This is a genomic window from Bradyrhizobium sp. LjRoot220 (genome assembly GCF_964252915.1).
Lineage (GTDB): Bacteria > Pseudomonadota > Alphaproteobacteria > Rhizobiales > Xanthobacteraceae > Bradyrhizobium.
The window spans coordinates 81675-106555 of the sequence record NZ_CAXUPS020000003.1; the positions used below are offsets into that span (position 1 = coordinate 81675).

Annotated in this window: 28 protein-coding genes; 13 read left to right on the forward strand and 15 right to left on the reverse strand. The window is 62.9% G+C overall.

Annotation, left to right across the window (positions count from 1 at the left end):
* The first annotated feature begins 33 nt into the window (after positions 1–33).
* Positions 34–420 (forward strand): hypothetical protein, encoded by a 387-nt coding sequence (locus ACSQ84_RS14470; RefSeq protein WP_436212364.1) that lies wholly within the window; start codon positions 34–36, stop codon positions 418–420.
* Between the two features lie 374 nt (positions 421–794).
* Here ACSQ84_RS14470 and ACSQ84_RS14475 read toward each other — a convergent pair whose 3' ends face one another.
* Positions 795–992 carry a BglII/BstYI family type II restriction endonuclease gene (locus ACSQ84_RS14475; RefSeq protein ID WP_436212365.1) on the reverse strand — a complete coding sequence of 66 codons (198 nt, stop codon included), beginning with the start codon at positions 990–992 and terminating at the stop codon, positions 795–797.
* 442 nt (positions 993–1434) lie between these two features.
* Here ACSQ84_RS14475 and ACSQ84_RS14480 point away from each other — a divergent pair, with 442 nt between their 5' ends.
* The 3 genes from ACSQ84_RS14480 to ACSQ84_RS14490 all read left to right on the forward strand — a co-directional run bounded on the left by ACSQ84_RS14480 (position 1435) and on the right by ACSQ84_RS14490 (position 2762).
* Positions 1435–1788: a hypothetical protein gene (locus ACSQ84_RS14480; RefSeq protein ID WP_436212366.1), complete on the forward strand. Its 354-nt coding sequence runs from the start codon at positions 1435–1437 to the stop codon at positions 1786–1788.
* Between the two features lie 247 nt (positions 1789–2035).
* Entirely contained in the window at positions 2036–2422 is a 387-nt protein-coding gene (locus tag ACSQ84_RS14485; protein WP_436212364.1) for a hypothetical protein, read from the forward strand.
* A 127-nt stretch (positions 2423–2549) separates the two neighbouring features.
* Positions 2550–2762 (forward strand): SEC-C metal-binding domain-containing protein, encoded by a 213-nt coding sequence (locus ACSQ84_RS14490; RefSeq protein ID WP_436212367.1) that lies wholly within the window; start codon positions 2550–2552, stop codon positions 2760–2762.
* A gap of 251 nt (positions 2763–3013) precedes the next feature.
* Here the strand turns inward: ACSQ84_RS14490 and ACSQ84_RS14495 are convergent, their stop codons facing one another.
* The 6 genes from ACSQ84_RS14495 to ACSQ84_RS14520 form a co-directional block, all read right to left on the reverse strand.
* Positions 3014–3751 (reverse strand): hypothetical protein, encoded by a 738-nt coding sequence (locus ACSQ84_RS14495; protein WP_436212368.1) that lies wholly within the window; start codon positions 3749–3751, stop codon positions 3014–3016.
* A gap of 34 nt (positions 3752–3785) precedes the next feature.
* Positions 3786–6932: an excinuclease ABC subunit UvrB gene (uvrB, locus tag ACSQ84_RS14500; protein ID WP_436212369.1), complete on the reverse strand. Its 3147-nt coding sequence runs from the start codon at positions 6930–6932 to the stop codon at positions 3786–3788.
* A gap of 99 nt (positions 6933–7031) precedes the next feature.
* The gene (locus ACSQ84_RS14505; protein WP_436212370.1) at positions 7032–7265 is read right to left on the reverse strand and encodes a hypothetical protein; all 234 of its coding nucleotides are present in this window, start codon (positions 7263–7265) and stop codon (positions 7032–7034) included.
* A gap of 2 nt (positions 7266–7267) precedes the next feature.
* Entirely contained in the window at positions 7268–7480 is a 213-nt protein-coding gene (locus ACSQ84_RS14510; protein ID WP_436212371.1) for a hypothetical protein, read from the reverse strand.
* 107 nt (positions 7481–7587) lie between these two features.
* The gene (locus ACSQ84_RS14515) at positions 7588–8805 is read right to left on the reverse strand and encodes an NAD(P)-binding domain-containing protein (RefSeq protein ID WP_436212372.1); all 1218 of its coding nucleotides are present in this window, start codon (positions 8803–8805) and stop codon (positions 7588–7590) included.
* Positions 8795–9700 (reverse strand): LysR substrate-binding domain-containing protein, encoded by a 906-nt coding sequence (locus ACSQ84_RS14520; RefSeq protein WP_436212373.1) that lies wholly within the window; start codon positions 9698–9700, stop codon positions 8795–8797. The genes ACSQ84_RS14515 and ACSQ84_RS14520 overlap by 11 nt, the downstream gene beginning before the upstream one ends.
* A gap of 191 nt (positions 9701–9891) precedes the next feature.
* Between ACSQ84_RS14520 and ACSQ84_RS14525 the strand changes: the two genes are divergently transcribed.
* The 4 genes from ACSQ84_RS14525 (at position 9892) to ACSQ84_RS14540 (ending at position 12648) form a co-directional block, all read left to right on the forward strand.
* Positions 9892–10653: a sulfite exporter TauE/SafE family protein gene (locus ACSQ84_RS14525; RefSeq protein WP_436212374.1), complete on the forward strand. Its 762-nt coding sequence runs from the start codon at positions 9892–9894 to the stop codon at positions 10651–10653.
* Positions 10654–10678: 25 nt separating this feature from the next.
* A complete protein-coding gene (locus tag ACSQ84_RS14530) occupies positions 10679–10915 on the forward strand; it encodes a hypothetical protein (protein ID WP_436212375.1) in 237 nt (78 codons plus the stop codon).
* A 146-nt stretch (positions 10916–11061) separates the two neighbouring features.
* On the forward strand, positions 11062–11769 hold the full coding sequence (locus ACSQ84_RS14535) for a glutathione binding-like protein (protein ID WP_436212376.1): 708 nt from the start codon (positions 11062–11064) through the stop codon (positions 11767–11769).
* 231 nt (positions 11770–12000) lie between these two features.
* The gene (locus tag ACSQ84_RS14540) at positions 12001–12648 is read left to right on the forward strand and encodes a VOC family protein (RefSeq protein ID WP_436213076.1); all 648 of its coding nucleotides are present in this window, start codon (positions 12001–12003) and stop codon (positions 12646–12648) included.
* 126 nt (positions 12649–12774) lie between these two features.
* Here the strand turns inward: ACSQ84_RS14540 and ACSQ84_RS14545 are convergent, their stop codons facing one another.
* On the reverse strand, positions 12775–13464 hold the full coding sequence (locus tag ACSQ84_RS14545; protein ID WP_436213077.1) for an HAD family hydrolase: 690 nt from the start codon (positions 13462–13464) through the stop codon (positions 12775–12777).
* Between the two features lie 302 nt (positions 13465–13766).
* Between ACSQ84_RS14545 and ACSQ84_RS14550 the strand changes: the two genes are divergently transcribed.
* Both ACSQ84_RS14550 and ACSQ84_RS14555 read left to right on the forward strand, forming a co-directional pair.
* Positions 13767–15353: a DUF1800 family protein gene (locus ACSQ84_RS14550; protein WP_436212377.1), complete on the forward strand. Its 1587-nt coding sequence runs from the start codon at positions 13767–13769 to the stop codon at positions 15351–15353.
* Positions 15354–15358: 5 nt separating this feature from the next.
* Positions 15359–16564: a DUF1501 domain-containing protein gene (locus tag ACSQ84_RS14555; RefSeq protein WP_436212378.1), complete on the forward strand. Its 1206-nt coding sequence runs from the start codon at positions 15359–15361 to the stop codon at positions 16562–16564.
* A 149-nt stretch (positions 16565–16713) separates the two neighbouring features.
* Here ACSQ84_RS14555 and ACSQ84_RS14560 read toward each other — a convergent pair whose 3' ends face one another.
* The 3 genes from ACSQ84_RS14560 to ACSQ84_RS14570 all read right to left on the reverse strand — a co-directional run bounded on the left by ACSQ84_RS14560 (position 16714) and on the right by ACSQ84_RS14570 (position 19534).
* Complete coding sequence (locus ACSQ84_RS14560) at positions 16714–17652, reverse strand: aldo/keto reductase (protein ID WP_436212379.1); 939 nt, start codon at positions 17650–17652, stop codon at positions 16714–16716.
* A gap of 488 nt (positions 17653–18140) precedes the next feature.
* Entirely contained in the window at positions 18141–18602 is a 462-nt protein-coding gene (locus ACSQ84_RS14565; protein WP_436212380.1) for an N-acetyltransferase family protein, read from the reverse strand.
* Between the two features lie 116 nt (positions 18603–18718).
* Positions 18719–19534 carry a PAS-domain containing protein gene (locus ACSQ84_RS14570; RefSeq protein ID WP_436212381.1) on the reverse strand — a complete coding sequence of 272 codons (816 nt, stop codon included), beginning with the start codon at positions 19532–19534 and terminating at the stop codon, positions 18719–18721.
* Positions 19535–19779: 245 nt separating this feature from the next.
* On the opposite strand from ACSQ84_RS14570, the gene ACSQ84_RS14575 reads away from it, so the two are divergent.
* Entirely contained in the window at positions 19780–20133 is a 354-nt protein-coding gene (locus tag ACSQ84_RS14575; RefSeq protein WP_436212382.1) for a DMT family protein, read from the forward strand.
* A gap of 41 nt (positions 20134–20174) precedes the next feature.
* Here ACSQ84_RS14575 and ACSQ84_RS14580 read toward each other — a convergent pair whose 3' ends face one another.
* The 4 genes from ACSQ84_RS14580 to ACSQ84_RS14595 form a co-directional block, all read right to left on the reverse strand.
* On the reverse strand, positions 20175–20675 hold the full coding sequence (locus tag ACSQ84_RS14580) for a hypothetical protein (RefSeq protein ID WP_436212383.1): 501 nt from the start codon (positions 20673–20675) through the stop codon (positions 20175–20177).
* A 125-nt stretch (positions 20676–20800) separates the two neighbouring features.
* Positions 20801–21961: a PQQ-dependent sugar dehydrogenase gene (locus ACSQ84_RS14585; protein WP_436213078.1), complete on the reverse strand. Its 1161-nt coding sequence runs from the start codon at positions 21959–21961 to the stop codon at positions 20801–20803.
* Positions 21962–22030: 69 nt separating this feature from the next.
* Positions 22031–22207 carry a hypothetical protein gene (locus ACSQ84_RS14590; protein WP_436212384.1) on the reverse strand — a complete coding sequence of 59 codons (177 nt, stop codon included), beginning with the start codon at positions 22205–22207 and terminating at the stop codon, positions 22031–22033.
* A 185-nt stretch (positions 22208–22392) separates the two neighbouring features.
* Entirely contained in the window at positions 22393–23046 is a 654-nt protein-coding gene (locus ACSQ84_RS14595) for a glutathione S-transferase family protein (protein ID WP_436212385.1), read from the reverse strand.
* Between the two features lie 102 nt (positions 23047–23148).
* Between ACSQ84_RS14595 and ACSQ84_RS14600 the strand changes: the two genes are divergently transcribed.
* Both ACSQ84_RS14600 and ACSQ84_RS14605 read left to right on the forward strand, forming a co-directional pair.
* A complete protein-coding gene (locus ACSQ84_RS14600) occupies positions 23149–23490 on the forward strand; it encodes a hypothetical protein (protein WP_436212386.1) in 342 nt (113 codons plus the stop codon).
* 173 nt (positions 23491–23663) lie between these two features.
* The gene (locus ACSQ84_RS14605) at positions 23664–24866 is read left to right on the forward strand and encodes a pyridoxal phosphate-dependent aminotransferase (RefSeq protein WP_436212387.1); all 1203 of its coding nucleotides are present in this window, start codon (positions 23664–23666) and stop codon (positions 24864–24866) included.
* The last annotated feature ends 15 nt before the right edge of the window (positions 24867–24881 follow it).

Genomic DNA, 24881 nt, shown 5'->3' on the forward strand with positions numbered 1-24881 from the left:
CAACTTCCCAACGGGAAAACAGGAGCCGCCGCCATGAACGCCATCACCGCCCCGAAATCGCCTGGCCTCAACCGCCTCGAAGGCATGACGCTGACCGCCACCCTGCAGGCGCTTCCGACCTATGCCGCCGCAGCGCTGCTGCTCAAGCTCGTCGGCAGCAGCCAGATCGTCAGCTACCCCGGTGGCGCCGCGACCTTCGTCGTGTTGGCCTCGTTCTTCCATGCGCTGATCCTGCCCTGGCTCGCCTCGAAATGCCCGAAATTCTGCAAGGCCAGCTACGAGCCGCTGTTCTTCGATACCAGTCTGTCGTTCGCCGAGAAGGTCATGCGCTGGCGCACCCAGCCGATGGCCTCGCTGCAGCTGCTCTCCAACATGGTGATTCTGTCGCTGCTGGCGGTGGCGGCGTTGAGTGTGTGGTGAGGTCTTTCGTCATTCCGGGGCGCGCGAAGCGCGAACCCGGAATCCATAACCACGATTGCAATGTTGGAATGATGCGCGAATGGGGCCTATTCTGACGCCGGATTCGATCTCACTCTCGTCGAGCAATTACCTCTCTTAGATTCGCCAACGTTACTACTGAGTCGGGCAGGCCGATCAGTATCAGCGGACATGGATTTCGACGCCACGTTGAACACGATCTGCAACTTGCTCCAATGAGTCGTGGCAGCACCAAACTTGTCGCTCACGAAATGATCGACCCAAGCATCACGAAACGGTATTGGGTTTTTCTTCGGAAGTTACTCGCTTCATCACGTCGGCAGTTTGACGGTTCGTTCGAGTGAGACCGATTCGTTTCATGTCGTCATGTGAGTCGACGCTCTGGTCATCGACGAAGCGCGGACCAAGCGCTTCATTGAACTTTGGAGTGTGCTACCACGGGTGACGATAATACCCAGTGAAATTGCACCGTCGGCATGTAGGCGCTTAAAGTTTTCCAGATCGCGATCGAAGAATGGGTCCTTATTGTTCCACTCAATCTCAAGGGCGAGCATCCCTGCTTTGAAGGCCCGGATATGATCGACCTCATGCGATCAGCCTCACGCTCGACGCCGTCGATAATCCGTTGCACGACGAAGTTATGTTTGCGCCAGTCAGCCGCGAGCGCATTCCGCAACCGCTGCGCCTTGGTTTCACCACCACCAGATCCGATGATCTCTTCGATGGGTATGGTGGACGAGCAGCACGTCTTCAAGCTGCTCAGCGACTTCCGGGAAGTCGACGCTAAAGAATTGCTTCCGCGTGAGATCGAAAAGTCGATCTCGAAGGCGCGCTCCCTCAGGCGATCAAACATTGGCTTCGACGTCTCCTGTCCCGGTCTCAATATTTTCTATCCACCATCCATCTTGAGAACGTATCGTGAACATGATATTGCGTGTCTGGGATACCGCGTATACCGCGTATACCGCGAGTCATGCCTAACGTCTTGAGTCGCCGATGCTTTCCGCCGGACAGGATTTGCTGCGTTTTGCGGATAAGCGTCGATTTGGGACCATCATGGCTGATCCGCCATGGCAATTCACCAACAAGACCGGAAAGGTAGCGCCTGAGCACAAGCGCCTCGCTCGCTACGGTCTGGCGAAATCGACGAGATTTGCGCGCTACCTGTGCCTGAAATCGCGGCGCCGACAGCGCATCTGTACCGTGGTGTCCGAATGCGATGCTGCCGGATGGCCTCGCGGTCATGAAGGCGTGGGGCTTTACCTACAAGTCCAATATCGTCTGGCACAAGGTACGGAAGGATTGAGGGCTCGGACGTACAGGGTGTTGGGTTTTATTTCCGCAACGTGACTGAGCTTATCCTGTTCGGCGTGCGCGGCAAGAACGTACACTCGAGGGGGTACAGGTCCATCGGCAAATCTTTGCTCGGAGAGAGGCCCCTCACCCGACCCTCCAAGAGCGAGCTTCGCTCGTCTCGACCCTGCAAGAGCGGGGCGAGGGAGCGATTCGAATCCGTGACGCCCATCACGTCACACCCTACGCGACCCACCTATCCTGGCGGCATCAACTTCCCAACGGGAAAACAGGAGCCGCCGCCATGAACGCCATCACCGCCCCGAAATCGCCTGGCCTCAACCGCCTCGAAGGCATGACGCTGACCGCCACCCTGCAGGCGCTTCCGACCTATGCCGCCGCAGCGCTGCTGCTCAAGCTCGTCGGCAGCAGCCAGATCGTCAGCTACCCCGGTGGCGCCGCGACCTTCGTCGTGTTGGCCTCGTTCTTCCATGCGCTGATCCTGCCCTGGCTCGCCTCGAAATGCCCGAAATTCTGCAAGGCCAGCTACGAGCCGCTGTTCTTCGATACCAGTCTGTCGTTCGCCGAGAAGGTCATGCGCTGGCGCACCCAGCCGATGGCCTCGCTGCAGCTGCTCTCCAACATGGTGATTCTGTCGCTGCTGGCGGTGGCGGCGTTGAGTGTGTGGTGAGGACTGTTGTGCGTACGCCACAATGTCCCGAATCCTTTGGCTGGCGCCAGCGGTGAAGTTGTATTGCGCGCACGCGCTTGGTAGATGAACGTCGCGGCGACAGGCCGCGCTCTCGACCAATGGAGGTGTGTCATGTGCAAGAACAGCGACTACGAAAACCTCCCCTGCTTTCAGCACCACGCGTAAGCGGCGGAAGTCGTTCCCCTCGGAAACCCATGTCAAGCGTGGACGGCGTGTCGTCCATGGCGATGTCGAGCTGGTCGAAAAGCTTGGCCGCAACGATTTGTGCCCGTGCGGCTCCGGACGCAGGTTTCAAATTCTGCTGCTTGAAGTCGGGTGACTATGACGGATCGAACCGGGACTATTACTTTTAGGGAGTAATCTTTCCAACGTCATTCCGGGGCGCCGCGAAAGCGGCGAACCCGGAATCTCGAGATTCCGGGTCTGATCTTTCGGACCATCCCGGAATGACAACTTAGTTGGCTTCGATCGGAGCCCAAAGTTCCCCCGCCCTTTTGCGCCTTGGAAAGCGACCGAGCGTGCGAGGTCGGGATCATTAATAACAGAATTTGGATTCTTCGAAGTCGATTTTCATTCTGTGGGTGCAGCGGCGCGTTGCCGGCTCTTGGTGTCGCCGCTTCGTGGCGGCGAAACGGTTTTCATAATACGGCGGACGCGCTTCCCGTTCCCTCCGTAGATCTTCCCTTCTTCAAATCTGCGCAAATATCTGATGACCGTCTCAGCTTTCTTTAGCTTTCCCAACATCTGCGCGTCCAACCGCGTTGACCTTTGATGATCCTCTTCGCTGTCTGGCCACTTATAATGAATGAAGGAATTGCGGATTTCATTTATCGCGCCAATCGCATTTTGAATATCAGATCGAATTGGCTTGTGACCGAGTAGCGCTAAAATCCAAGTGCATTTAGCCCGCACGCTCGCTTCCCTGAGAAGCTGTTTGACCATCAGCTCATCTATATGTTTTTGGTGACAGATTTGGGTGATAAGCCAATTCAGCTTGTGTTCAAAAAAAGTCGCGAAATAGAGCGCAGCAAACTCAAACTTTTCCTGACGAAAGGATCGGCGAGCTTCAGCGAGCAGACTTTGCGTGTGGTCAATTCCTGGCCTGAGCCGAATTGTTTTGTTGGCTAAGCCTGTCCGGATGAAAGATGCGACTTCCGTTTTTAGTTGCGCGTCGGTCTTTCCATCCGGGATTATAATTCCATCGCGGACTAGCTGCAGCGTAATCTGCGACGCCAACATCGCTCCTACTTTTAATAGAAATTCTTTTTCTGCTTTGGTCCGCTTACCAGGGGCATTTTTCTGTTGCATGAGAATCCGCAGCCCTTCGCGACCGTTTCAACTACTACCTCTTCTTCCACCCGCCGCGATGCCCCGGTGCACCGCCGCTCGATCGCGGGGCCGGGCCGAACTCGGGCCCTGACTGGCGCGAGTCGGTGGGCTGGAAGATTTTGCTGCTGCCGCCGATGTCGGGCTTGCGCGGTTTGGCGCCGCCGGGGCGGTAGGGCAGGGACTCCGGGGTGTGCATTTCGTCGAGGTGGGGTTTGTGGACTTTGGAGGTACTGCTGCTGGCACCACCCGCGGGGTACCCCTCACCCCGACCCTCTCCCCGCGAAGGGCGGGGCGAGGGGGAAGAGGCAGCGCCCCGCATACCGCCGCGTTTCTTCGAAGCACTGGAAGGCAGATTCGCCGCATCGCCGTACTTCCGCGTGCCTGCATAAGCACCAGCCTTTGCCGCGACACCGCGCTGCTTGATGGTCGGATCGTCGACCACCGCAAGCTCGGTCGCGCGGAGGCGTTTGACTTCGTCGCGGAGGCGGGCGGCTTCTTCGAAGTTCAAATCGGCGGCGGCTTCGCGCATTCGGGTTTCGAGGTCGTTCAGCACGGTCTCGAAATTGTGGCCGATAGAGATGACGTCGTCGGCCATGCCGCCGTCGCCGATTTCCACCAGCACGTGGTCGCGCTCGTAGACGCTGTTCATGATGTCGCCGATGGACTTCTTGATGCTCTCCGGCGTGATGCCGTTGGCGGTGTTGTATTCGACCTGCTTTTCGCGGCGGCGGTCGGTCTCGGCGATGGCGCGTTCCATCGAGCCGGTCATCTGGTCGGCATAGAGGATCACCTTGCCGTCGACGTTGCGCGCGGCGCGGCCGATGGTTTGGATCAGCGAGGTCTCGCTGCGCAAAAAACCTTCCTTGTCGGCGTCGAGGATCGCGACCAGCGCGCATTCGGGAATGTCGAGGCCTTCGCGCAGCAAATTGATACCGACCAGCGCGTCGAACGCGCCGAGCCGCAAGTCGCGGATGATCTCGATGCGCTCGATGGTGTCGATATCGCTGTGCATGTAGCGCACGCGAATGCCCTGCTCGTGCAGGTATTCGGTGAGGTCTTCCGCCATGCGTTTGGTCAGCACCGTGATCAGCGAGCGATAGCCGGCCTGCGCGGTGGCGCGGACTTCGCCGACGAGGTCGTCGACCTGGGTGCGCGCCGGGCGGATGTTGACCGGCGGATCGATCAGCCCGGTGGGGCGGATCACCTGCTCGACGAACACGCCGCCGCTCTCGTTCAGCTCCCACCCGCTCGGCGTCGCCGACACCGCGACCGATTGCGGGCGCATCATGTCCCATTCCTCGAAGCGGAGCGGGCGGTTGTCCATGCAGGAGGGCAGCCTAAAACCGTATTCGGCCAGCGTCGCCTTGCGCCGAAAATCGCCTTTGAACATGGCGCCGATCTGCGGCACGGTGACATGGCTTTCGTCGGCGAACACCAGCGCGTTGTCGGGGACATATTCGAACAGCGTCGGCGGCGGCTCGCCGGGGCGGCGTCCCGTGAGGTAGCGCGAATAGTTCTCGATGCCGGCGCAGCTTCCGGTCGCCTCCATCATTTCAAGATCGAAGGTGGTGCGCTGCTCCAGCCGCTGCGCTTCCAGGAGCCGGCCCTGATTGTTGAGCTGATCCAGCCGCAGCTTCAGTTCCGACTTGATCGACTTGATCGCCTGCACCAGCGTCGGCCGCGGCGTCACATAGTGCGAGTTGGCGTAGATCTTGATGAATTCGAGATCGTCCTGCTTGTGGCCGGTGAGCGGATCGAATTCCTCGATATTCTCCACGGTGTCGCCGAACAAATTCACGCGCCAGGCGCGATCTTCATAGTGCGCCGGGAAGATATCGATGACGTCGCCGCGGACGCGAAACGTGCCGCGGGTGAAATCGGCCTGGGTGCGCTTGTATTGCAGCGCCACGAGGTCGGCGATCAATTGCCGCTGGTCGATGCGCTCGCCCTTCTTCAGCGCGAACGTCATCGCGGTATAGGTCTCGACCGAGCCGATACCGTAGATGCAGGACACCGACGCCACGATGATGACGTCGTCGCGCTCCAGCAGCGCGCGCGTCGCCGAATGGCGCATGCGGTCGATCTGCTCGTTGATCGAAGAGTCCTTCTCGATATAGGTGTCGGTGCGCGGCACATAGGCTTCGGGCTGGTAGTAGTCGTAATAGCTGACGAAGTATTCGACCGCGTTGTCGGGGAAGAAGCTCTTGAACTCGCCATAGAGCTGCGCCGCCAGCGTCTTGTTCGGCGCCAGGATGATGGCGGGGCGCTGCGTCGCCTCGATCACCTTGGCCATGGTGTAGGTCTTGCCGGAGCCGGTGACGCCGAGCAGCACCTGGGTGCGGTCGTTGCGGCTGATGCCCTCGACCAATTCCTTGATCGCGGTGGGCTGGTCGCCCTTCGGCTCATACTCGGATTTGATCTCGAAGCGCACGCCGCCTTCGGATTTCTCCGGGCGGGGCGGGCGATGCGGCGTCCAGATCTTCACGCCGCCGCCTTCGCCCTTGAATTCGGGGCGGCCGTCGCGGATCAGATCTTCCAACGCATCGGCGGTGGCCTGGACGCCGAGCGCCTCCATCTTGTTGCGCGGCGGCCGCGCCAGCGCGGCGGCGTCTTCCTCCTCGGTGGTGAAGCCGAATTGCTTTGCCAGTTCCGGATCGAGCGTGGGGATGGTGGCTGAGGTGCCGTAATTGGCTTGCGGGGCTTCGTCGAGTTCCTGCCGTGCGGAGAGACCCCCACCCTGACCCTCCCCCGCAAGCGGGAGAGGGGACGCAGGTTGCGCATCCGTAGCTTTATCTGTTCCTCCAGCGCCCGGCGCTAATCGCCTGGAGCCCTCTCCCGCTTGCGGGGGAGGGTTGGGTGGGGGTGTTGCCGCGGGCGAGCTGCGCGCAAGAGACGCATCACGCTTCGCCACGCCCGCGCCGGTTTCGCGCGTCGACGACCGCGCGCGGTGCACGGCGGCTTCGCCGCCGGAACGGCGGTCCTTCGAATTATCCGGCGGCGGCTGCAGGCCAGTGCCCGAACCCATGCCGGCGTCGCCGCGATTGATCGCGGGATTGAGCAGTTCCGCCAGCGCCGGCCCGATCGGCTGCACGTCGGGGCGGTGGGCTTTGGATTTGGGAGTTTTGCCGGATTTTTTCGGGGATTCGGGTTTCTTCGCCATCGGGCGAATATGGGGCCAATCGGCGCGCGAAAAAAGGGCAAAGCCGGTGTCGATTGCACGGCCAGATCAGGCCGTTCCGTTTGTCAGCAGCTGTCAGCGTCAGGCGAAGACGTCGCTGGAATCCGCAAGCTTCGCGGCGGGCGAATCGGCCTTGACGATGTCGAGATGGATGCCGCCACACTTCGTGCAGCGCATGGTCCAGTATTCGGCGCCGGCCTTGCCGGGGATGATGCGCAGCACCGCAAGGGGCGCGGTGCATTGCGGGCAGTTCGACATCACCTGCCTGGATTGCGTCGCCGGTTTCGCCTCGGATTGCGGCGCTGGCGCGGTCATGGTCAGGCCATGAGGTAGCGCTGTCGGTTCCGCTCGATATGGGCCTTCGCGTCCGCGATCGCCGCTTCCGGATCGGACCATGCGAAGCCGACTTCGAGCGTCGGAAACGACAAGCCATCGATGACGACCGGCGCGAGATCGGCTCGTTGTATCCTGGCGTGCCATTGCCCTCTCCCCGCCTCGAACGACTGAATTTCAAAGCCGCCGTAAATCATGGCGTGTCTCCCGGAATTGCCCGGGGCCGAGCAGAGCACGGCATGGCAAAAGCGGATGTGAACGGGTTCACATCTGCCGCTCTTTTTTGGACCGCGGGGCGGGAACTTCAGCGGCGGGCGGCAATATGATCGGCGAGCACGGCTGCATCGTCGTCGACGCCGGACAGGAAGGCGGAATACAATTTCGAAAGATACGGCAGGCCGAGAAAGTAGAGCCCCGGCACCTCGGTGACGCCGCTCCGGTGGCGCGGTTCGCCGCTGCCATCCCTGACCGGAAGGTCGATCCAGCCGAAATCGACACCGTAGCCGGTGGCCCAGACCACCGCGTGGACCTGCTCCTTGCCGAGGTCGAGGCGCCGGATCGGCTCGGTGAGGCAAGGCGGGTCGGCCAGCACCATGCGGGCGGCGGGGTCATCAGGCAGATCAAGGCCGTGCCGTTCGACATGCGCGTCCAGCATGTCGAGGAAAGTCGCATAATAGGTGTCCCCGTTGGCGACACTCTCTGCCAGGCCAGGCGCAATCTCGAGCACGCCGTCGCGCGCCGCCAAAACCCTTCCCAGCAGCGTGATGCCGTCGTTCGCAAAACGGCGGAAGTCGATGGTGTAGCCGCCATAGGCGCCCGTGATCGACGGGTTGACCCGGATCGGGCCGCGCTGTTCCGCCGTCATGTCGAACAGGCCCAGGGCGCCGAACCACCAGGTTAAATCCTGTCCGCGGTAACGGCGCGGCATCCTTGTGTGCTGCCCGACTGCAAGAAAAACGCGGCGGCCGGCGCGATGCAACTCCTCTGCGATCTGCGCCCCCGATGCGCCAGCGCCAACCACCAGCACGGCGCCATCAGGCAATTGTCGGGGGTTTTGATAGCGGCTGGCATGGACCTGAAACACCGGATGATCGCGCAGCAGATCCGGTATCAGCGGCCGCTGATACGGTCCGCTCGCGACCACGACGTTTCTTGCCTCGATCGTCCCGTCCGCGGTCTCCGCGATGAAGCCGGCATCGCCGCGTCGCAGCCGCGTCACCTCGACGCCGCAGCGGATCGGCGGCGCGACGAATTTCGCAAAGGCGTCGATGAATTTGACGATCTCGCCTGACGTGGCGAACGCATCGGGATCGCTGTGCGGAAAGGCAAAATCCGGCAGTTGCACAGACCAGTTCGGAAACTGGAATTTCAAGCCGTCCCAGCGTTCGCTGCGCCAGCGCTCGGCGATCCGCCCCCGCTCCAGCACCAGATGCGCGATGCCGCGCTGCTTGAGCCGGTAGCTCATCACCAGCCCGGCCTGGCCGCCGCCGATCACCAGGGTGTCGATGCGCTCAATCGGCATGACGCGGGCCCTTGCGGCGGGAGGCCGGCTCGGCGGCGGCGCGGATGATCCAGCGCCGGAACGCAACGAAGTCGCGCTGGCCGGTGCGGAATTCGCGATAGACCAGATACCAGCGCATCCCCTTGGGCACGCTCAGCGTAAACGGCGCCACCAGCCGCCCGGCGGCGAGGTCGTCGTCGATATAGGGGCGGATGCCCATCGCGATGCCGAGGCCATCGACCGCGGCCTGCAGCGCCTGACCATAGAACTGAAATTCCGGTCCGCGCGCGGTGACGCGGGTGATGCCGGCGGCCTTCAGCCATGACGGCCAATCATCCGGCGAATGCGCGACGCGCAACAATGTCGGTCCCTTCAAATCGCCGGGCCGCTTGAGCGAGCTGGCGAGCCTGGGCGTGCAGACCGGTTGCAGATCAGCCGCGAACAGCGGCTCGGCAATCAATCCCGGCCATTCGCCGTCGCCAAGCTGGATGCCGCAACTCCAGTCCTCGCCGAACGGGGCGGCCGCGCCGCCGGTGGTGATGCGCACATCGATGCTGGGTTCTTGCTTGTAAAAATCCGCCAGCCGCGGGATCAGCCAGCGCATCGCAAAGCTCGGCCCGACGCCGATGGTCAGCACGCGGACGGTGGAGGGCGCGGTGACCTGCGCGGTCAGGCTCGCCAGCGCATCGAAGATCGGCGTCAGCCCGCTCTGATAGGCGCGCCCGGCCGCTGTCGTGACCAGGCGGTTGGCCTTGCGTTCGAACAGCGCAACCCCGAGCCGGTCTTCCAAAAGATGCACCATCCGGCTGACCGCCGCCGCCGAGACGTTGAGCTCATGGCCGGCCGCCGCAAAGCTGCCGCTGCGCGCCGCAGCCTCGAACGCCTTGATGCCGTTGAGGAAGAGCAGCCGCCGCATCGAACCCTCAGGAAAACTTATGGCAGGGCAAGATAACTCAGTTTGCACGCGCCGTCCAAGCGCGGCAAAACAATAACATGGCGTTTTCGAGCGAAGTGGAGTCCGGTTCGCGTGAAGAAAACGCGTCAAATCAAAAGGAGCAGAGCATCGGTTCTGACACGATCAGAATCGCTGCACTGGCGGAGATTGCAATGACGCTGCTTTTGATCGCAGCTTTGGGCCTGTTGATGGTCGCGACAGCTTTCCTGTCGGGCCTGTTCGGCATGGCCGGCGGCATGATCCTGATCGGTGTGCTGCTCGCGCTGATGCCGCTGCCGACGGCGATGGTGCTGCATGCGATCACGCAGATGGCGTCCAATGGCTGGCGCGCACTGCTGTGGCGCAAGCATATCCGCTGGCGGCCGGTGTTGGTCTATCTGATCGGCTGCGCGCTGGCGCTCGGGCTCTGGTCGCTGACCCGTTATGTGCCGGACAAGGCGATCGCGCTGCTGCTGCTCGGGGTTACGCCGTTCATGGCACGGCTGATGCCGACGGGGCTGAAGCCGAACCCGGACAGCATCTGGCAGGGCAGTTTCTACGGCTTCATCTGCATGGGCCTGATGCTGATGACCGGCGTGTCCGGCCCCTTGATGGATACGTTCTTTCTCGGCGGCAAATTCGACCGCCGCGAGATCGTGGCGACCAAGGCGACCTGCCAGGTCGCGAGCCACCTCGTCAAGCTGGTCTATTTCGGCGGCATCATCGACCAGGCCGCGACGCTCGATCCGGTTTTGGCGGCGGTCGCGATCGCGGCCTCGATGCTCGGCACCACGCTGGCGCGGCGGATTTTGGAGGCGATGAGCGATGCGCAGTTTCGCACCTGGGCGGGACGGCTGATCACCACGGTTGCCAGCTATTACATCCTCTATGGCAGCTGGCTGCTGGTCACGCGTTCCAGCGCATTGGCCTTCTAGTCGATATCTAACGGAGCAGGTCCCAATGACCGAGACGACAGACGCGCTGGTGCTCGATCTCGTTGAATGGGTGGCGCGCGAGCCGAGACTCTATTCCGAGGTAATCGAGACCTGGCGCACCTCATGCCCGCGGCTGACGATTTGGGAAGACGCGGTCGATCGCGGCTATGTCGCACGCCAGCCGGTCGAAGGCCTTGGTGTCAAAGTCGCGATCACCGAAGGCGGCGAAAGATTTTTGCGGGAGCATGGGCGGGCAGGCTGAATCGCTTCGCGCGCAAGGAACTTCGGCGCGCCATCACATTCGCGCGCGCAGGCCCAATTGCATTGACTTCACGGCACGACCCGACCACATTCATGCATCCGCATCCTTTTGCGATGCGTGCAAATTTGCTCAGCGGGACCGTGCCCATGATCGACCTTCATTACTGGACCACGCCGAACGGCCACAAGATCACGATGTTCCTCGAAGAGACCGGGCTGAAGTACAAAATTTTCCCGGTGCAGATCGGCAAGGGCGAACAGTTCAAGCCGGAATTTCTGGCGATCGCGCCGAACAACCGGATTCCCGCGCTGGTCGATCATGAGCCGAAGGGCGGGGCTAAGCCGATCTCAGTGTTCGAATCCGGCGCGATGCTGTTGTACCTGGCGGAGAAGACCGGAAAATTCCTGCCCGCCGATCTCTACGGCCGCTTTGATGTGATCCAATGGACGTTCTGGCAGATGGGTGGACTCGGGCCGATGGCCGGGCAGAACCATCACTTCCGCAACTACGCCGAGGAAAAGATCAAATACGCCATCGACCGCTACGTGAACGAGACCAACCGGCTCTACGGCGTGCTCAACAAGCGCCTCGCCGACCGCGAATTCATCGCCGGCGATTACTCGATCGCTGACATGGCGAGCTATCCCTGGATCGTGCCCTACAAGAACCAGGACCAGAACATCGACGATTTCCCGCATCTGAAGCGCTGGCTGGAGACCATCCGCGCGCGGCCCGCAACCGAGCGCGCCTACGCGCTGGCGAAAGAGGTCAATCCGAATTTCGGCCAGCCGGTGAACCGCACCGAGGAAGAGCGCCGGGTGCTGTTCGGCCAGACCGCGGCAGTGGTGCGGTAGCTCCACCGTCATCATCCGCGCAGGCGGATGATCCAGTAAGCGCAGGCGGTCGTGATTCACGCGGCCGCCACGGCGTACTGGATGCCCCGCTTTCGCGGAGTATGACGAGAAAGGGACACGCTTGACAGAAGCCGGGCGTCTCCGTCATTCTTCCCGGGCTGCATGTAGGGCGCATCGGCTTTCGCCGAAGGGGCAATGCCCACCTACGTAACGTCAACCGTAGCCGCGCCCATGCCGAATCTCGAAAACCTCAGGAAGCAGGCCAAGCTCGTTCTGCGCTGGCATCGTGACCGTTACTATCCGGTCGCGGCGCAGATCAGGTCGGGCCTGCCTCGCTATGGCCAGATGACCGATTCCGAAATTCTTGCGCAAAGCTTCAAGCTCAGCGACGCGCAGGAACTGGTCGCGCGGCAGCATGGCTTCGAGAGCTGGCAGGCGCTCAAGACAGGACTCGACACCATGTCAGATCATGCAGGCACCATCGCCACCAAAGCTGTTATCGCCGCCGCCGAACCGCAACTCTTCGTCGCCGATATCAAAACTTCCTGCGATTTCTTTACCGGCAAGCTCGGCTTCACTGTCGCGTTCACCTACGGCGAGCCGCCGTTCTACGCGCAAGTTTTGCGTGATGGGGCGAGGCTCAATTTGCGTTGCGTCGAGGGGGCGGTGATGGACCCCGATCTGCGCGACCGCGAGCAACTGCTCGCTGCGTCGCTCACCGTCGCGACGGCGGAAGAGATCAAGCAACTCTTCCTCGAGTTTCAGACGGCAGGCGTCTCGTTCTTCCAGACACTCAAGCGCGAGCCCTGGGGTGCGCGGGATTTTATTCTGAAAGACCCGGACGGCAATTTGTTGCTATTCGCGGGGCCGGCGGAGTAACGCTTCCGTCATGGCGAGCCACCGGGTCGCGCGAATGTGCGCCCAATGATAGGCTCCGCGAAGCAATCCGTAGCCTCCAAGAGGATGAATGGATTGCTTCGTCGCAAGTGCTCCTCGCAATGACGGTCACGACGAACGGCGCGCAAACCCACCGCGCGTTCGCAGCATTTCCACGACCGCGCCAAGATCATCCACCACCGCCGCGCATCGCGCGCGCGATTCGTCGGTCGGCGGCGCCATGTCCGGCACCATGATCGTGATGGTGCCGGCAGCATGCGCCGCCGTGACGCCGTGATTGGAGTCTTCGACGGCGACGCAGAATTCCGGGCTCAAGCCGAGTCTTGACGCAGCCAGCAGATACAGGTCCGGGCTCGGCTTGCCGCGCGCGACGTCGTCGCGGGTCAGGATGGTTTCAAAACGGTCGCGGATGCCGGCGAGCGTCAGATGCGCCTCGGTCGTTCGCCGTGACGACGAGGTCACGATCGCCATCGGGCATTTGCTATTCTGCAGCGTATCCAGCAGTTCGACGGCGCCACGCTTCAGCGGCAGGCCTGCTTGAAGAGTTTCGTCCCGCCGCGCAAGGAACGCCCTGTTGACGTCAACCAATGGAAAGCTCTCGCCATAGCGCGCATGGAGCATGGCTTCGCAATCCGGACCGGGCAGGCCGACCATCGCATGGCAGAGCGTCTCGACGTCGTCGGTGTAACCGTAGGCACCAAGCGCCGCGACGAGGCTGTCGAAATAAACCCGCTCGGTGTCGAGCAGCGTTCCATCCATGTCGAGCAGCACGGCCCGGACGTCCCAAATGCCGGTCACGTCGCGACCGTGCTCGAGGCGCGTGCGGCCGCCTGGCGCAGGCAATCCGGACACAGGCAATCGCTGCCGTCCAGCGGCATCGGCATGCGGAAAGCTTCCTCGCTGCACCAGCACGGCCCGGACAGGTTGCAACTGAATTCAGTGCCGCAGCCGGCGCAGGCGAGGCGGCGCGTGGGAGAATTTTCTGGCCGATTTGTCATGAAACGGGCTGTTTTCTGACCGGGTTTTAATTCGGGGTTCATCCCGAAAGGCGTTATGCTTGCCGGCAAATCATACATCGGGGACAGCGTGAGGGAAATCCGATGAGCCGCGATTCGCAAGCCGCATTGGTGGCGCTCAATCGCTTCGGACTAGGCGCCCGCGGCGGCGCATCCGGCGATTTCGTCAACGCGGCTTCCGATCCCCGCGGCTTCGTCAAGGCGGAAATGAACCGGCCGAGCGGCGTGCTGCTCGAAGTTCCCGGCCTGCAGTCGACGGCGGCGCTCGGCAAGGCGGTGTTCGACTATCAGTTCGAGATCCAGCAGGCCCGCGACGCCGCTTCGAAATCACCGGCCAAGCCGTCCGCGCCGTCAGCTGCGACGGAGGGGCCGCAAGCGCCTGTTGACGCGAAAGGGCCACGGCGAAGCCTGTCGCTCAACAGCATCGCCATGGACATGGCACCGAGGGAGCCGCCGGCAAAGCCGCCTGAAGGCGGCGCCGCGCCGAACGCGTCGCCCGCCGCAATGTCTCCCGAGACGACGCCGCCCGCGGCGCCAAAACCGCCGCCGCAACCGCTCAACATCATCCAGAAGACGTTTCGTGCCGAGGCGCTGGCGCGGCTGCAACGCGGCATCATCGCCGATTGCGGATTCACCGAGCGCCTGGTCGTGTTCTGGTCCAATCATTTCTGCATTTCCGCCAACAAGGGCGGGCTGGCGCGGATGTGGGCGGGCTCGTTCGAGCGCGAAGCGATCCGGCCCTTTGTGCTCGGGCGTTTCGCTGACATGCTGAAGGCGGTCGAGCAGCATCCGGCGATGCTGTTCTTTCTCGACAACCAGCAATCGCTGGGCCCGGATTCGCGCGCCGGAAAAAACCGCAACCGCGGCCTGAATGAAAATCTCGCGCGCGAAATCCTGGAATTGCATACGCTCGGGGTCGGCGGCGGCTATTCGCAGGACGACGTGACCTCGCTGGCGCGCGTCATCACGGGATGGACCTATGCCGGACGGCAGGGGCAGCTCGGCGCGCCCGGCACCTTCGTGTTCAACGCCAATGCGCATCAGCCCGGCGCGCAGCGCGTGATGGGAAAGATCTACGAGTCCAATGGCGCGGCGCAGGGCGAGGCGGTGCTGGCAGATATCGCGCGCCATCCCTCGACCGCAAAGTTCATCGCCACCAAATTCGCCCGCCACTTCGTCGCCGACGATCCGCCGCCGGCGCTGGTGGCGCGGTTGGCCGATGTGTTCGGCAAGACCGACGGCGATCTCAAGGCGCTCGCGACGGCGCTGGTCGATTCCGACGAGGCCTGGAAGACACCACTGACCAAGGTGCGCTCACCTTATGAATTCCTGGTTGCCAGCGGCCGCTTGCTGGCGCAAATCCCCGGCGATCCCGGCCGCTATCTCAACGGCCTCAACGTGCTGGGCCAGCCATTATGGGCGCCTGCCGGCCCGAACGGTTTTTCGGATACCAACGCGGTATGGGCGGCGCCCGAAGGCATGAAGCTGCGGCTCGATATTTCGGCGCAGATTGCCTCGCGCCTCGCCGACACCATCGATCCGCGCGACCTGCTCGAACTGGTCGCCGCGGATGCGGCGTCGGCGGAAACGCGGCGCACGGTCGAGCGCGCCGAATCGCGGCAGCAGGCACTGGCCTTGCTGTTGATGTCGCCGGAATTCCAGAGGAGATGACGCCAATGGAAACGAAGCTGAATTGCTGCGAAAGCCTCTCGTCAGCCGCCACCTCGCGCCGCGCCGTGCTGCTTGGCGGTGCTTCCTTTGCCGCCTGGGCCTATTTGCCGAAATTCGCCCGCGCCGCCGACGGCCGCGATCCGCGGCTGGTCGTCGTCATCCTGCGCGGCGCGCTGGATGGTCTTGCGACCGTAGCCCCGATCGGCGACCCCGATTATGCCGGCCTGCACGGATCGATCGCGCTGACGTCGGGCGGGCCGAACGCGGCGCTGATGCTGGATTCCTTCTTCGCGCTGCATCCGGCGATGCCTGAGTTCGCGCGGATGTACCGCGAAAAGAAAGCCGCCGTGGTTCATGCGGTGGCGACCTCCTATCGCGAGCGCTCGCATTTCGACGGACAGGACGTGCTCGAAAGCGGCTTTGCCGGTCCCGGCCGGGTGCAATCCGGCTGGCTCAACCGCGCGCTGGAATCGTTGCCGAAGGGCGAACGCGTGACGAGCGCGCTCGGCGTCGGGCCGACCACGCCTTTGGTGCTGCGTGGTGCGGCGCCGACCGTCAGCTGGACCCCGGTGGCGCTGCCGCAGGCCGGCGAGGATACCGCAATGCGCCTCGTCGAACTCTATCGTCAGCGCGATCCCGCGCTGGCGGCGGCGTTGACGCAGGGCCTCGCGCTCGACAAGGCCGCGCAAGGCGATGACATGAGGCCGAAGCCCGGCACCAACGGCGCCGCCAAGCTGATGGCCGCCGACGACGGCCCGCGGATCGGCGCGCTCGCCTTTGACGGCTGGGACACCCACGCCAACGAGGGCGGCCCGGTCGGCCGTCTGGCGCAGCTGTTGTCGGGCCTCGACGGCGCGCTGGCCGAATTCGAAAACGGGCTGGGCCCGCGCTGGCGCGACACGGTTGTCGTTGTCGTCACCGAGTTCGGCCGCACCGCGCGCATCAACGGCACCGCAGGCACCGACCACGGCACCGGCACCGTGGCGCTGCTCGCCGGCGGCGCGGTGAAGGGCGGCCGGGTGATCACGGATTGGCCCGGGCTGAAACCCGCCAATCTCTACCAGGCCCGCGACCTCGCCCCGACCACGGACCTCCGCGCCATCATGAAAGGCGTGCTGCAGGATCAGTTCGGCCTGGCCGAGCGCGTGCTGGCGGCGACGGTGTTTCCGGACAGTGGCTCGGTGAGGCCGTTGAAGGGGCTGGTGGGGTGAATGTCGTCCCGGCCTTGAGCCGGGACCCATACGCCGCGGCCGGCGTTGTTGGAAAAGGAAGATAACGACCAGCGAGCAAACCAATTACCGCCGGTGGCTATGGGTCCCGGCGTTCGCCGGGACGACATCCTTCTTCGGAGCAACGAACACTACTTCGTAATCGCATCGATCTCCGCGATCTCCTGCGCACTCAGCTCCCAGTTGATCGCTTTCACGTTCTGCTCGACCTGTTCGACCCGGGTGGCGCCGGCGATGACGCTGGATACTTGCGGGCGCGAGGCGAGCCAGGAGAAGGCGAGTTCGAGCATGCTGTGGCCGCTTTTGTCGGCGAAGGCCTGCAGCTTCTCGACGATGTCTTCATTGCGCGGCGTGACGTAGCGCTCCTTCAGCGCCGGCGCCTTGGCAAAGCGCGTGTCGTCGGGTGCCGCGGCGCCGCGCTGGTATTTGCCGGTTAAAAGCCCGCTCGCCAGCGGGAAGAACGGCAGCAGGCCGAGCTTGTATTCCTGCGCGGCCGGCAGCAGATCCTTTTCGATGTCGCGCACCACCAGGCTGTACTCGTCCTGGCAGGAGACGAAGCGGTTGACGTTCATCTGCCGCGCGACCAGTTCGGCCTCGGCGATGCGCCACGCCGGAAAATTCGAATTGCCGATGTAGCGGACCTTGCCCTGGCGCACGAGATCGTCGAGCGCCCGCATGGTCTCCTCGATCGGCGTCAAGGGATCGTAATCGTGCTGCTGGTAGAGATCGATGTAGTCGGTCTTCAGCCGCGTCAGGCTGGCCTCGACCGCGGACATGATGTAGCGGCGCGAGGCGCCCTGCTTGGTGCCGTCCTTGCTCATCGGCTTGGAATATTTCGTCGCCAGCACGATGTCCTTGCGGCGGTCGCCGAGCACCGTGCCCAGTATCGTCTCCGAGCCGCCCATCCCGGAATAGATGTCGGCGGTGTCGAACAGGGTGATGCCGAGGTCGATCGCCTTGTGGATCACCTTGCGCGAGGTTTCGAGATCGGTGCGCTGGCCGAAATTGTTGCAGCCGAGGCCGACGGCGGATACGCGCAGGCCGGAACTGCCGAGATTGCGAATTTGCATGGATTGATCCTGTGGGAAGCGAGCGCGAGCCGAAACCGTATTGTGGCCCGCGCACCCTAACCCCGCAAGGTGCGGTCATACCTCGCGCGGCATGGCTGAACAGCAGGAAGAGCGTAGCTCAGCGGTCGGGCAAAAAAGTGCGCTGCAAAAAAAGAGGCGGCCCCGGTCAGACGCGGCGACTGACGGGGGCCGCTTGGGGCGCGTGATCCGAGACGGGGGGCCTGATCAAACGCAGGCGCAACCTAGCCGGGCTTTATTACGCCCCGGTGACAACAGGATTTATCCACAGGCTCTCGAAATGTGCTCGTGTCCCGGACGCGGGTGCAGCGCGCCTCGCGCTGCTCCGCAGAGCTCAGATGCGCAATTGCGCATCGGGGGACCCATCGCTCCGGCCCGTAGATGGACCCCGGATCAGCAGCGCATCACCATAGCGCGTCGAAGACGCGCGTAAACGCGCTCGTGGTGCTGCGCGGCATCCGGGGAACGCTTCAGAACACCTTGCGATAGACCACAATGCCGGTCTTCTCCGCCATCTTGTCGTAGAGCTGCATCGCGGTGTGGTTGGTGTTGTAGGTGAACCAGTACACCCGCGGCGATCCCGCCAGCTTGGCCTGTTCGTAGACGCCGTCGATCAGCGCGCGGCCGACGCCCTTGCCGCGTGCGGCCTGGCTGGTGAAGAGATCCTGCATGTAGACCGTCGGCTCGATTGCCGTGGTAGAGCGGTGAAGCAGGTAATGCGCCAGCCCGAGCAGTTCGCCGTCGCGCTCGGCCACCAAAGCGTGCACCGGCTCATAGGCGTCGAAGAAGCGCGCCCATGTCATCGCGGTGATGGCGGGGTCGAGTGCGGTCGGTCCGGTCCGCTCGTAGAACGCGTTGTAGCCGTCCCACAAGGGCAGCCATTTTGCGTAGTCCTGTCGGGTGACAAAGCGAATCGTGACATCGCCGGGCATGTTTGTTTCCGTGTTCGGGAAGGGGACCGCGTCGTCGGCGCGCTGGCTGACAACATCAGCCTACAGGCGCCACCGCAACGGATCAATCGGGGAGGGGTCTGGCAGCGTCGCTGCTTCTACTCGGCGGCGCGCAGGTGCCGGGCCAGGCTGCGGTCGCTGCCGCCGCGCAGCGCGCGGTAATAGTCGGCATTGCCGATGTCGTCGGTATGGCGCACCAAGTCGGTGACCGGCGTATAGCTCAGCATGCGCCCGCCATCCGGCAACGCGGTGCAGCTGAAGCGGAGCACCTGTCCGTGGGCAAGCTTGATGTTGATCGGTGTGGAATCGCCGGCCCGCATCATCTCGATGCGCTGCGCGATGAAGAGGCTCAATTCGTCTTCCGGCAGCTCGTAAGCACCGGTGTCGCGGCCGTGATACATCAGCGCGATGAACGGCGGCTTGGAATCGGCCTGTTCGTCGGACAGTGAAAAATAATCGCGAAACGCGCGGTTGATGAATTCGGCGCGGGTGTCGGAATCGAGCAGCACGATGCCGATATCGAACTGGTCGAGCGCCGCCGACAGCCGCATCGCGGTGGCATGATGCTTCTGCTCCCAGGCGAAGGCGTCGATCCATTTCTGCCGCAGCAGCCCGGTGATCACGGCGGTGCCGACGGCGGTTGCCGCCAGCAGCAGCATGCGCATTAGGTCGGAGGTGTCGTAGCCCGGCGCGGCGCGATGATTGAGGAAGAACAACGCCGAGGAGACCACGGCAATCGCGGCGCTGGTCAGGCCGGAGGCGAGGCCGCTGATGGAGCTGGCCAATGCCACGATGCAGACGAACAGCGGTGCAGGGTTGGGGACGGCAACGACATAGCGGTCGACGAGGAAGGCGGCGAGCGCCGTCGCTGTCGTCAGGGCCGGACCGAAGATGGCGCGCCAGTCGAACTGCATGCCCGTTCTCGCTGCCTCCCAAGGCGTTGATCGAGCGGCCATTATCGAGGCCGTTCTCGGTGCGTCGAGAATAAGGCACGCAGTGTGACGGATGTTTCGGGCTGTGGTGGCTTTTCTTTTCCTGTCCTTAAGACGACGTTGCGCGGGCCCGCAGAGCTTTCGCGTTTTTGAATTCAAATGATATTCAAAACACTTGGAACCGGGTCCGCGCCCGGCTATCAGCGCACGAAATTCATGAGGACATGATGCCGACCGTCTCCCCGCAGATCCTGCCGATCCTGATGCTGTTTATCTCCAACGTCTTCATGACCTTTGCCTGGTACGGCCATCTCAAATTCAAGCACAGCCCGCTGGTGCTGGTCGTGCTGGCGAGTTGGGGGATCGCGTTCTTCGAATACTGGCTGGCGGTGCCGGCCAACCGCTGGGGCAGCGCGGTGTATTCGGCAGCCCAGCTCAAGACCATGCAGGAAGTGATCACGCTGGTGGTGTTTGCCGGATTCTCGACGCTGTATTTGAAAGAGCCGCTGGCGTGGAATCACGCTTTGGGCTTTTTCTGCATCGCCGCCGGGGCGTTTTTGATCTTTCATAAATGGGGCTGAACAAAGCGTTTTCGAGAAAGCGCGTCAAAACCAGAAAGCGCTCAGCCGCCGGTGATCGAGCGGTAATGCTCAATCAGGCTCTTGCCGGAATCGTAGATGATATTGGCGATACGCCAATCCTCGCCGGGGCCGACGACGTGAACGAGGATCTTGTGCGGCTCGCCGCGATACTCGATCTCGACGCGGATGGTGGCCGGTCCCAGATCCTCTTCGCCGGAATGGCGCTCGACCTTGCCGACCCTGATCTCGGCGCCCGGCAGCACGCCCCAGCCGAAGAAGGCATTGAGCAGCGGACCCATCGTCTGGTTCTTGGGATATTGCCGCGGCGCGTGCATCAGCCGGCGCATGCCGGGCGAGAATAGCGCGTAGAAGTCTTCGTTGCTGAGCGGGGTCTTGGCGGCGAGCAGCCGCGCCTGCTTGTAATAGGTGGTTTCGACAAATTCCCGGATGCTCACGCCGCCGCATTCCGCGCGGCCGGGCTGCGTGGCGGCGAGCAGTGTGACGGCTCCTGACATGGCGAAAACAAACTGGCGCCGGTTCATGCGTGGATACCCGGAAACTGTCGGACTTCCCTGTAGTCGCAGCTTCCCGTTCACGCGTTCATTTCAGCAATTCTTGTTGTGAACTATTCTTGTCAGCTATTCTTGCCCGTTATCCTTGCGGACCGTCACTTTGCGGCAGGCGTCACCCGCAGGATCCGTCCGTTGGAGCTGTCGGTCAGCAGCCACAGGGCGCCGTCCGTGCCTTGCCTGACATCGCGAATCCGCTCGTGCAGATTTTGCAACAGGCGCTCTTCGCTCGCGACGCTGTTGCCGTTCAGCGACAGTCGCACCAGCATGCTGCCGGACAGCGCGCCGGTGAACAGGCTGCCGGACCATTTTGGAAACAGCTTGCCGGTATAGAACAGCATGCCGGACGGGGAGATCGACGGCACCCAGTATTTGGCCGGCTGCTCCATGCCGTCCTTGGCGGTGCCTTCGTGGATCTTGGCGCCGCTGTAATCGATGCCGAAGCCGATCACCGGCCAGCCGTAGTTCTTGCCCTTGCCGATGACGTTGATCTCGTCGCCGCCGCGCGGGCCGTGCTCGGCCTCCCAGACCTCGCCCGACGCCGGGTTGATCGCGAGGCCCTGTCCGTTGCGGTGGCCGTAGCTCCAGATTTCCGGCTTGGCGCCGGTGCGGCCGATGAACGGGTTTCCGGCCGCGGCCGATCCATCCGGTGTAATCCGGATCACCTTGCCGAGATGATTGCCGAGGTCCTGGGCCTGATTGCGATGGGCATAATGATCGCCCAGTGTCACGAACAGATTGCCGTCGTCGGCCTGGGCGATGCGGCAGCCATAATGATTGCCCGATGACAGCGGTCCTTCCTGGCGGAAGATGATTTTGGTTTCATCGAGGCGGCCGCCGCCGTCGTTCAGTTTGGCGCGCGCGATCGCCGTGCGGCCGCCGCCGCTGGTTCGCTCGGCAAAGCAGAAATAGATCGTCTTGTTTTGCGCGTAGGATTTGTCGATCGCGATGTCGAGCAGGCCGCCCTGGCCGGACGCCCATACGTCAGGCACGCCCTTGAGCGGCGGCGACAATTGTCCTTCCGCCGACACGATGCGGATGCGCCCCGGTCGCTCGGTCACCAGCATCCGCCCGTCGGGCAGCAACGCCAGCGACCATGGATTGACGAGGCCCCTGGCGAAGGTCCGCACTGCGAGGGCGCCCGCGGACGAGGGAAACTCCGTCTCCTCGCCGCGCGTGCCGGTGGCAATCACCAAGGTCGCGGTCAGCAGGATTGCTGCCGTCAGGGCCGCGGTCACAAGTCCGACAGGTGTCTTCATCATGCTCCGCTCGCGATGCCGGTCATCGCGCGTTGGTTTTGCCAAAGGTGCAAACGGAAAACGCTGAAATTATCCTGGAAACGGCATGGCCATGGTCGCCTTGATCGAGAGCACTGTCAGTGTGACGACGAGGCAAAGCGACAGCGCACCGATCGCCAGCGAGGCGGCGATGGCGTTGGTCAGCCGGGCGGAAGCAACTGGCGCAGGGCGGCTTTCGAAGCCGGCCGTGCCGGGCGACCGTATCATGGATATAAATCCTTCAAGACGCGGGCGAATCACCCGCGACATCGGGGAAAATTCACAGCCGTGGCCGGCAATATTGCGGCACGCGACCGCCGAAAATGGCAAAATCACGGCAAAGCTTAACGTTATTCCCGATGTCCTTAACCTTCGGGCCCGCCTCAAGCGAACGTGAAGGAGCTTGCCCGCGCTCAAGCCCCGGCGGCGATGCTGGCGGGGTCCTCGATCTCGGCTACCGGCTGCCAGTCCATGGCCACGAAACCGGGGGTTTGTTCGACCCGCCGCAGCCAGCTGCGGATCGCGGGGAAAGTCGCGAGGTCAAAGTCGCAGCGGTCGGCGACATGGGTGTAACCGAACAGCGCGATGTCGGCCACCGTGAGCTGGTCGGCCGCGAAATAGGCCCGGGTCTTGAGATGGTTTTCCATCACCTGAAGGGCGGCGTAGCCGCGCTCCATCCAGTCCTCCAGCGCGTGGGTCTGCAGGTCGCGGCCGCCCTTGACCAGCGACAGCCAGAAATAGGCGGCACCGAGATTGGGCTCCAGCGCGTGCTGTTCGAAGAACATCCACTGCAGCGCCTCGGCGCGTTCGACCCGCGATTCCGGCGCCAGCGAGGTGCCGCCGGCGACGTACCACAGGATGGCGTTGGACTCGGCGAGGTAGCGTCCCTCGGCGACTTCCAAGAGCGGCACCTGTCCGCTGGGATTCTTCGCCAGAAAATCCGGCGTGCGGCTTTCGCCGCGCAGGATGTCGACTTCGATCGCGCAATACGGCGCCTTGAGCAGAGACAGCGCAAGGCGGACCTTGTAGCTGTTGCCGGAGCGCTGCATCGAATAGAGCTTGTACATCGTGTCGGATTTCACTCGATCGGTTGGAGGTATCTCGCGCGCGGATCGCTGCAACGCGGTTAAACAATGATGCCGTTATGGTTGCGTCGCAAGACCCGCACAATGGAAAAAGTCGAAAACCTCTACCGCACTGCACGCGAGCAGAACGCCATGCCTCGACGGCTGGATCACGTGGTCGAGATTTGTGAGCAAAACGCTTCAAGCTTTCGCGATCTTGCCGGTGCTTGCAGTCCGGATTTTGAAATCGTTGCGAGACGGTTCGACCTCAAGTCCGAATCGACCTCGGAGCAATCCATCGCAGCAACCGATCGCGTCGGACCGCGGCGCAGAAAGGCATACCGGATTGGCCTGCGGCCGGGGATGATCAGGCCGTCAGCCAGCCCGTCGCGGCCCCGCCAGTTTCCTTGGCCAGATATGAGTCAATTCGGCGCAGTTTTTTTCTAAATATTGCGCCGACCGCGCCAGTGCCCCCTTTAAATTGAGGTCTTTCGGGCCAAGCTTCTTGCGATGCAGCGCGCATCGCTTTAGGGTGCGCCGATCCCAACATTTAGAATCGCGGATCATTCCCGAAACGGGCACTTAAGTGTGCCCACACATGCCATTCCCAGGAGATGATGATGCCTTTTCTGTCCGCTGCGCTCGACCGTGTGAAGCCGTCCGCGACGATCGCGGTCACGGATAAAGCACGTGCGCTGAAAGCGGCCGGCCGCAACGTCATCGGCCTTGGCGCCGGCGAGCCCGATTTCGACACGCCGGCCAACATCAAGCTGGCGGCGATCCACGCCATCGAGGCCGGCAAGACCAAGTACACCGCGGTCGACGGCATTCCCGAGCTGAAGGAGGCGGTCATCGCCAAGTTCCAGCGCGAGAACGGCCTGACCTACAAGCCGAACCAGATCATCATCGGCACCGGCGGCAAGCAGGTGCTGTACAACGCGCTGATGGCGACCATCAATCCGGGCGACGAGGTCATCATCCCCGCGCCCTATTGGGTCAGCTATCCGGAAATGGTGGCGCTGGCCGGCGGCGTGCCGGTGTCCGTGGTGTGCACGGCGGCGCAGGGTTTCAAGCTGCAGCCCGACGCGCTGGAGAAGGCGATCACACCGAAGACCAAGTGGATCATTCTCTGCTCGCCGTCGAACCCGACCGGCGCTGCCTATTCGCGCAGCGAGCTGAAGGCGATCACCGACGTGCTGGTGAAGCATCCCGAGGTCTGGGTGATGACCGACGACATGTACGAGCACCTGGTCTATGACGACTTCGTGTTCACCACGCCGGCGCAAGTCGAACCGAAATTGTACGACCGCACGCTGACGGTGAACGGGGTATCGAAGGCCTATTGCATGACCGGCTGGCGCATCGGCTATGCCGGCGGCCCGGCTGAACTGATCAAGGCGATGGCGACGATCCAGTCGCAGTCGACCTCGAACCCGTCGTCGATCTCGCAGTGGGCCTCGGTCGAGGCGCTCAACGGTCCGCAGGACTTCATCCCCGCCAACAACAAGGTGTTCAAGGAGCGCCGTGATATCGCGGTGTCGATGCTGAACCAGGCCAAGGGCATCGAATGCCCGCGGCCCGAGGGCGCATTCTACGTCTATCCGTCCTGCGCCGGCACCATCGGCAAGACCTCGCCGTCCGGCAAGGTGATCGCCAACGACGAGGACTTCGTCACCGAACTGCTTGAAAGCGAAGGCGTCGCCGTGGTGCAGGGTTCGGCGTTCGGGCTTGGACCGGCGTTCCGGATTTCCTACGCCACCAAGACAAGCGATCTCGAAGACGCCTGCAGACGCATCCAGCGCTTTTGCGGTAATTTGCGATAGCGCGTTACACGCGAG

Coding starts and splice junctions, on each gene's coding strand:
- ACSQ84_RS14470 (WP_436212364.1), top strand. CDS start 34: ATGAACGCCATCACCGCCCCGAAATCGCCTGGCCTCAACCGCCTCGAA.
- ACSQ84_RS14600 (WP_436212386.1), top strand. CDS start 23,149: ATGGAAAAAGTCGAAAACCTCTACCGCACTGCACGCGAGCAGAACGCC.
- ACSQ84_RS14580 (WP_436212383.1), bottom strand. CDS start 20,675: ATGAACCGGCGCCAGTTTGTTTTCGCCATGTCAGGAGCCGTCACACTG.
- ACSQ84_RS14510 (WP_436212371.1), bottom strand. CDS start 7,480: ATGATTTACGGCGGCTTTGAAATTCAGTCGTTCGAGGCGGGGAGAGGG.
- ACSQ84_RS14540 (WP_436213076.1), top strand. CDS start 12,001: ATGCCGAATCTCGAAAACCTCAGGAAGCAGGCCAAGCTCGTTCTGCGC.
- ACSQ84_RS14575 (WP_436212382.1), top strand. CDS start 19,780: ATGCCGACCGTCTCCCCGCAGATCCTGCCGATCCTGATGCTGTTTATC.
- ACSQ84_RS14565 (WP_436212380.1), bottom strand. CDS start 18,602: ATGCCCGGCGATGTCACGATTCGCTTTGTCACCCGACAGGACTACGCA.
- ACSQ84_RS14560 (WP_436212379.1), bottom strand. CDS start 17,652: ATGCAAATTCGCAATCTCGGCAGTTCCGGCCTGCGCGTATCCGCCGTC.
- ACSQ84_RS14535 (WP_436212376.1), top strand. CDS start 11,062: ATGATCGACCTTCATTACTGGACCACGCCGAACGGCCACAAGATCACG.
- ACSQ84_RS14505 (WP_436212370.1), bottom strand. CDS start 7,265: ATGACCGCGCCAGCGCCGCAATCCGAGGCGAAACCGGCGACGCAATCC.
- ACSQ84_RS14590 (WP_436212384.1), bottom strand. CDS start 22,207: ATGATACGGTCGCCCGGCACGGCCGGCTTCGAAAGCCGCCCTGCGCCA.
- ACSQ84_RS14605 (WP_436212387.1), top strand. CDS start 23,664: ATGCCTTTTCTGTCCGCTGCGCTCGACCGTGTGAAGCCGTCCGCGACG.
- ACSQ84_RS14475 (WP_436212365.1), bottom strand. CDS start 992: ATGCTCGCCCTTGAGATTGAGTGGAACAATAAGGACCCATTCTTCGAT.
- uvrB (WP_436212369.1), bottom strand. CDS start 6,932: ATGGCGAAGAAACCCGAATCCCCGAAAAAATCCGGCAAAACTCCCAAA.
- ACSQ84_RS14480 (WP_436212366.1), top strand. CDS start 1,435: ATGCTTTCCGCCGGACAGGATTTGCTGCGTTTTGCGGATAAGCGTCGA.
- ACSQ84_RS14550 (WP_436212377.1), top strand. CDS start 13,767: ATGAGCCGCGATTCGCAAGCCGCATTGGTGGCGCTCAATCGCTTCGGA.
- ACSQ84_RS14485 (WP_436212364.1), top strand. CDS start 2,036: ATGAACGCCATCACCGCCCCGAAATCGCCTGGCCTCAACCGCCTCGAA.
- ACSQ84_RS14570 (WP_436212381.1), bottom strand. CDS start 19,534: ATGCAGTTCGACTGGCGCGCCATCTTCGGTCCGGCCCTGACGACAGCG.
- ACSQ84_RS14530 (WP_436212375.1), top strand. CDS start 10,679: ATGACCGAGACGACAGACGCGCTGGTGCTCGATCTCGTTGAATGGGTG.
- ACSQ84_RS14555 (WP_436212378.1), top strand. CDS start 15,359: ATGGAAACGAAGCTGAATTGCTGCGAAAGCCTCTCGTCAGCCGCCACC.
- ACSQ84_RS14520 (WP_436212373.1), bottom strand. CDS start 9,700: ATGCGGCGGCTGCTCTTCCTCAACGGCATCAAGGCGTTCGAGGCTGCG.
- ACSQ84_RS14525 (WP_436212374.1), top strand. CDS start 9,892: ATGACGCTGCTTTTGATCGCAGCTTTGGGCCTGTTGATGGTCGCGACA.
- ACSQ84_RS14585 (WP_436213078.1), bottom strand. CDS start 21,961: ATGAAGACACCTGTCGGACTTGTGACCGCGGCCCTGACGGCAGCAATC.
- ACSQ84_RS14595 (WP_436212385.1), bottom strand. CDS start 23,046: ATGTACAAGCTCTATTCGATGCAGCGCTCCGGCAACAGCTACAAGGTC.
- ACSQ84_RS14515 (WP_436212372.1), bottom strand. CDS start 8,805: ATGCCGATTGAGCGCATCGACACCCTGGTGATCGGCGGCGGCCAGGCC.
- ACSQ84_RS14495 (WP_436212368.1), bottom strand. CDS start 3,751: ATGCAACAGAAAAATGCCCCTGGTAAGCGGACCAAAGCAGAAAAAGAA.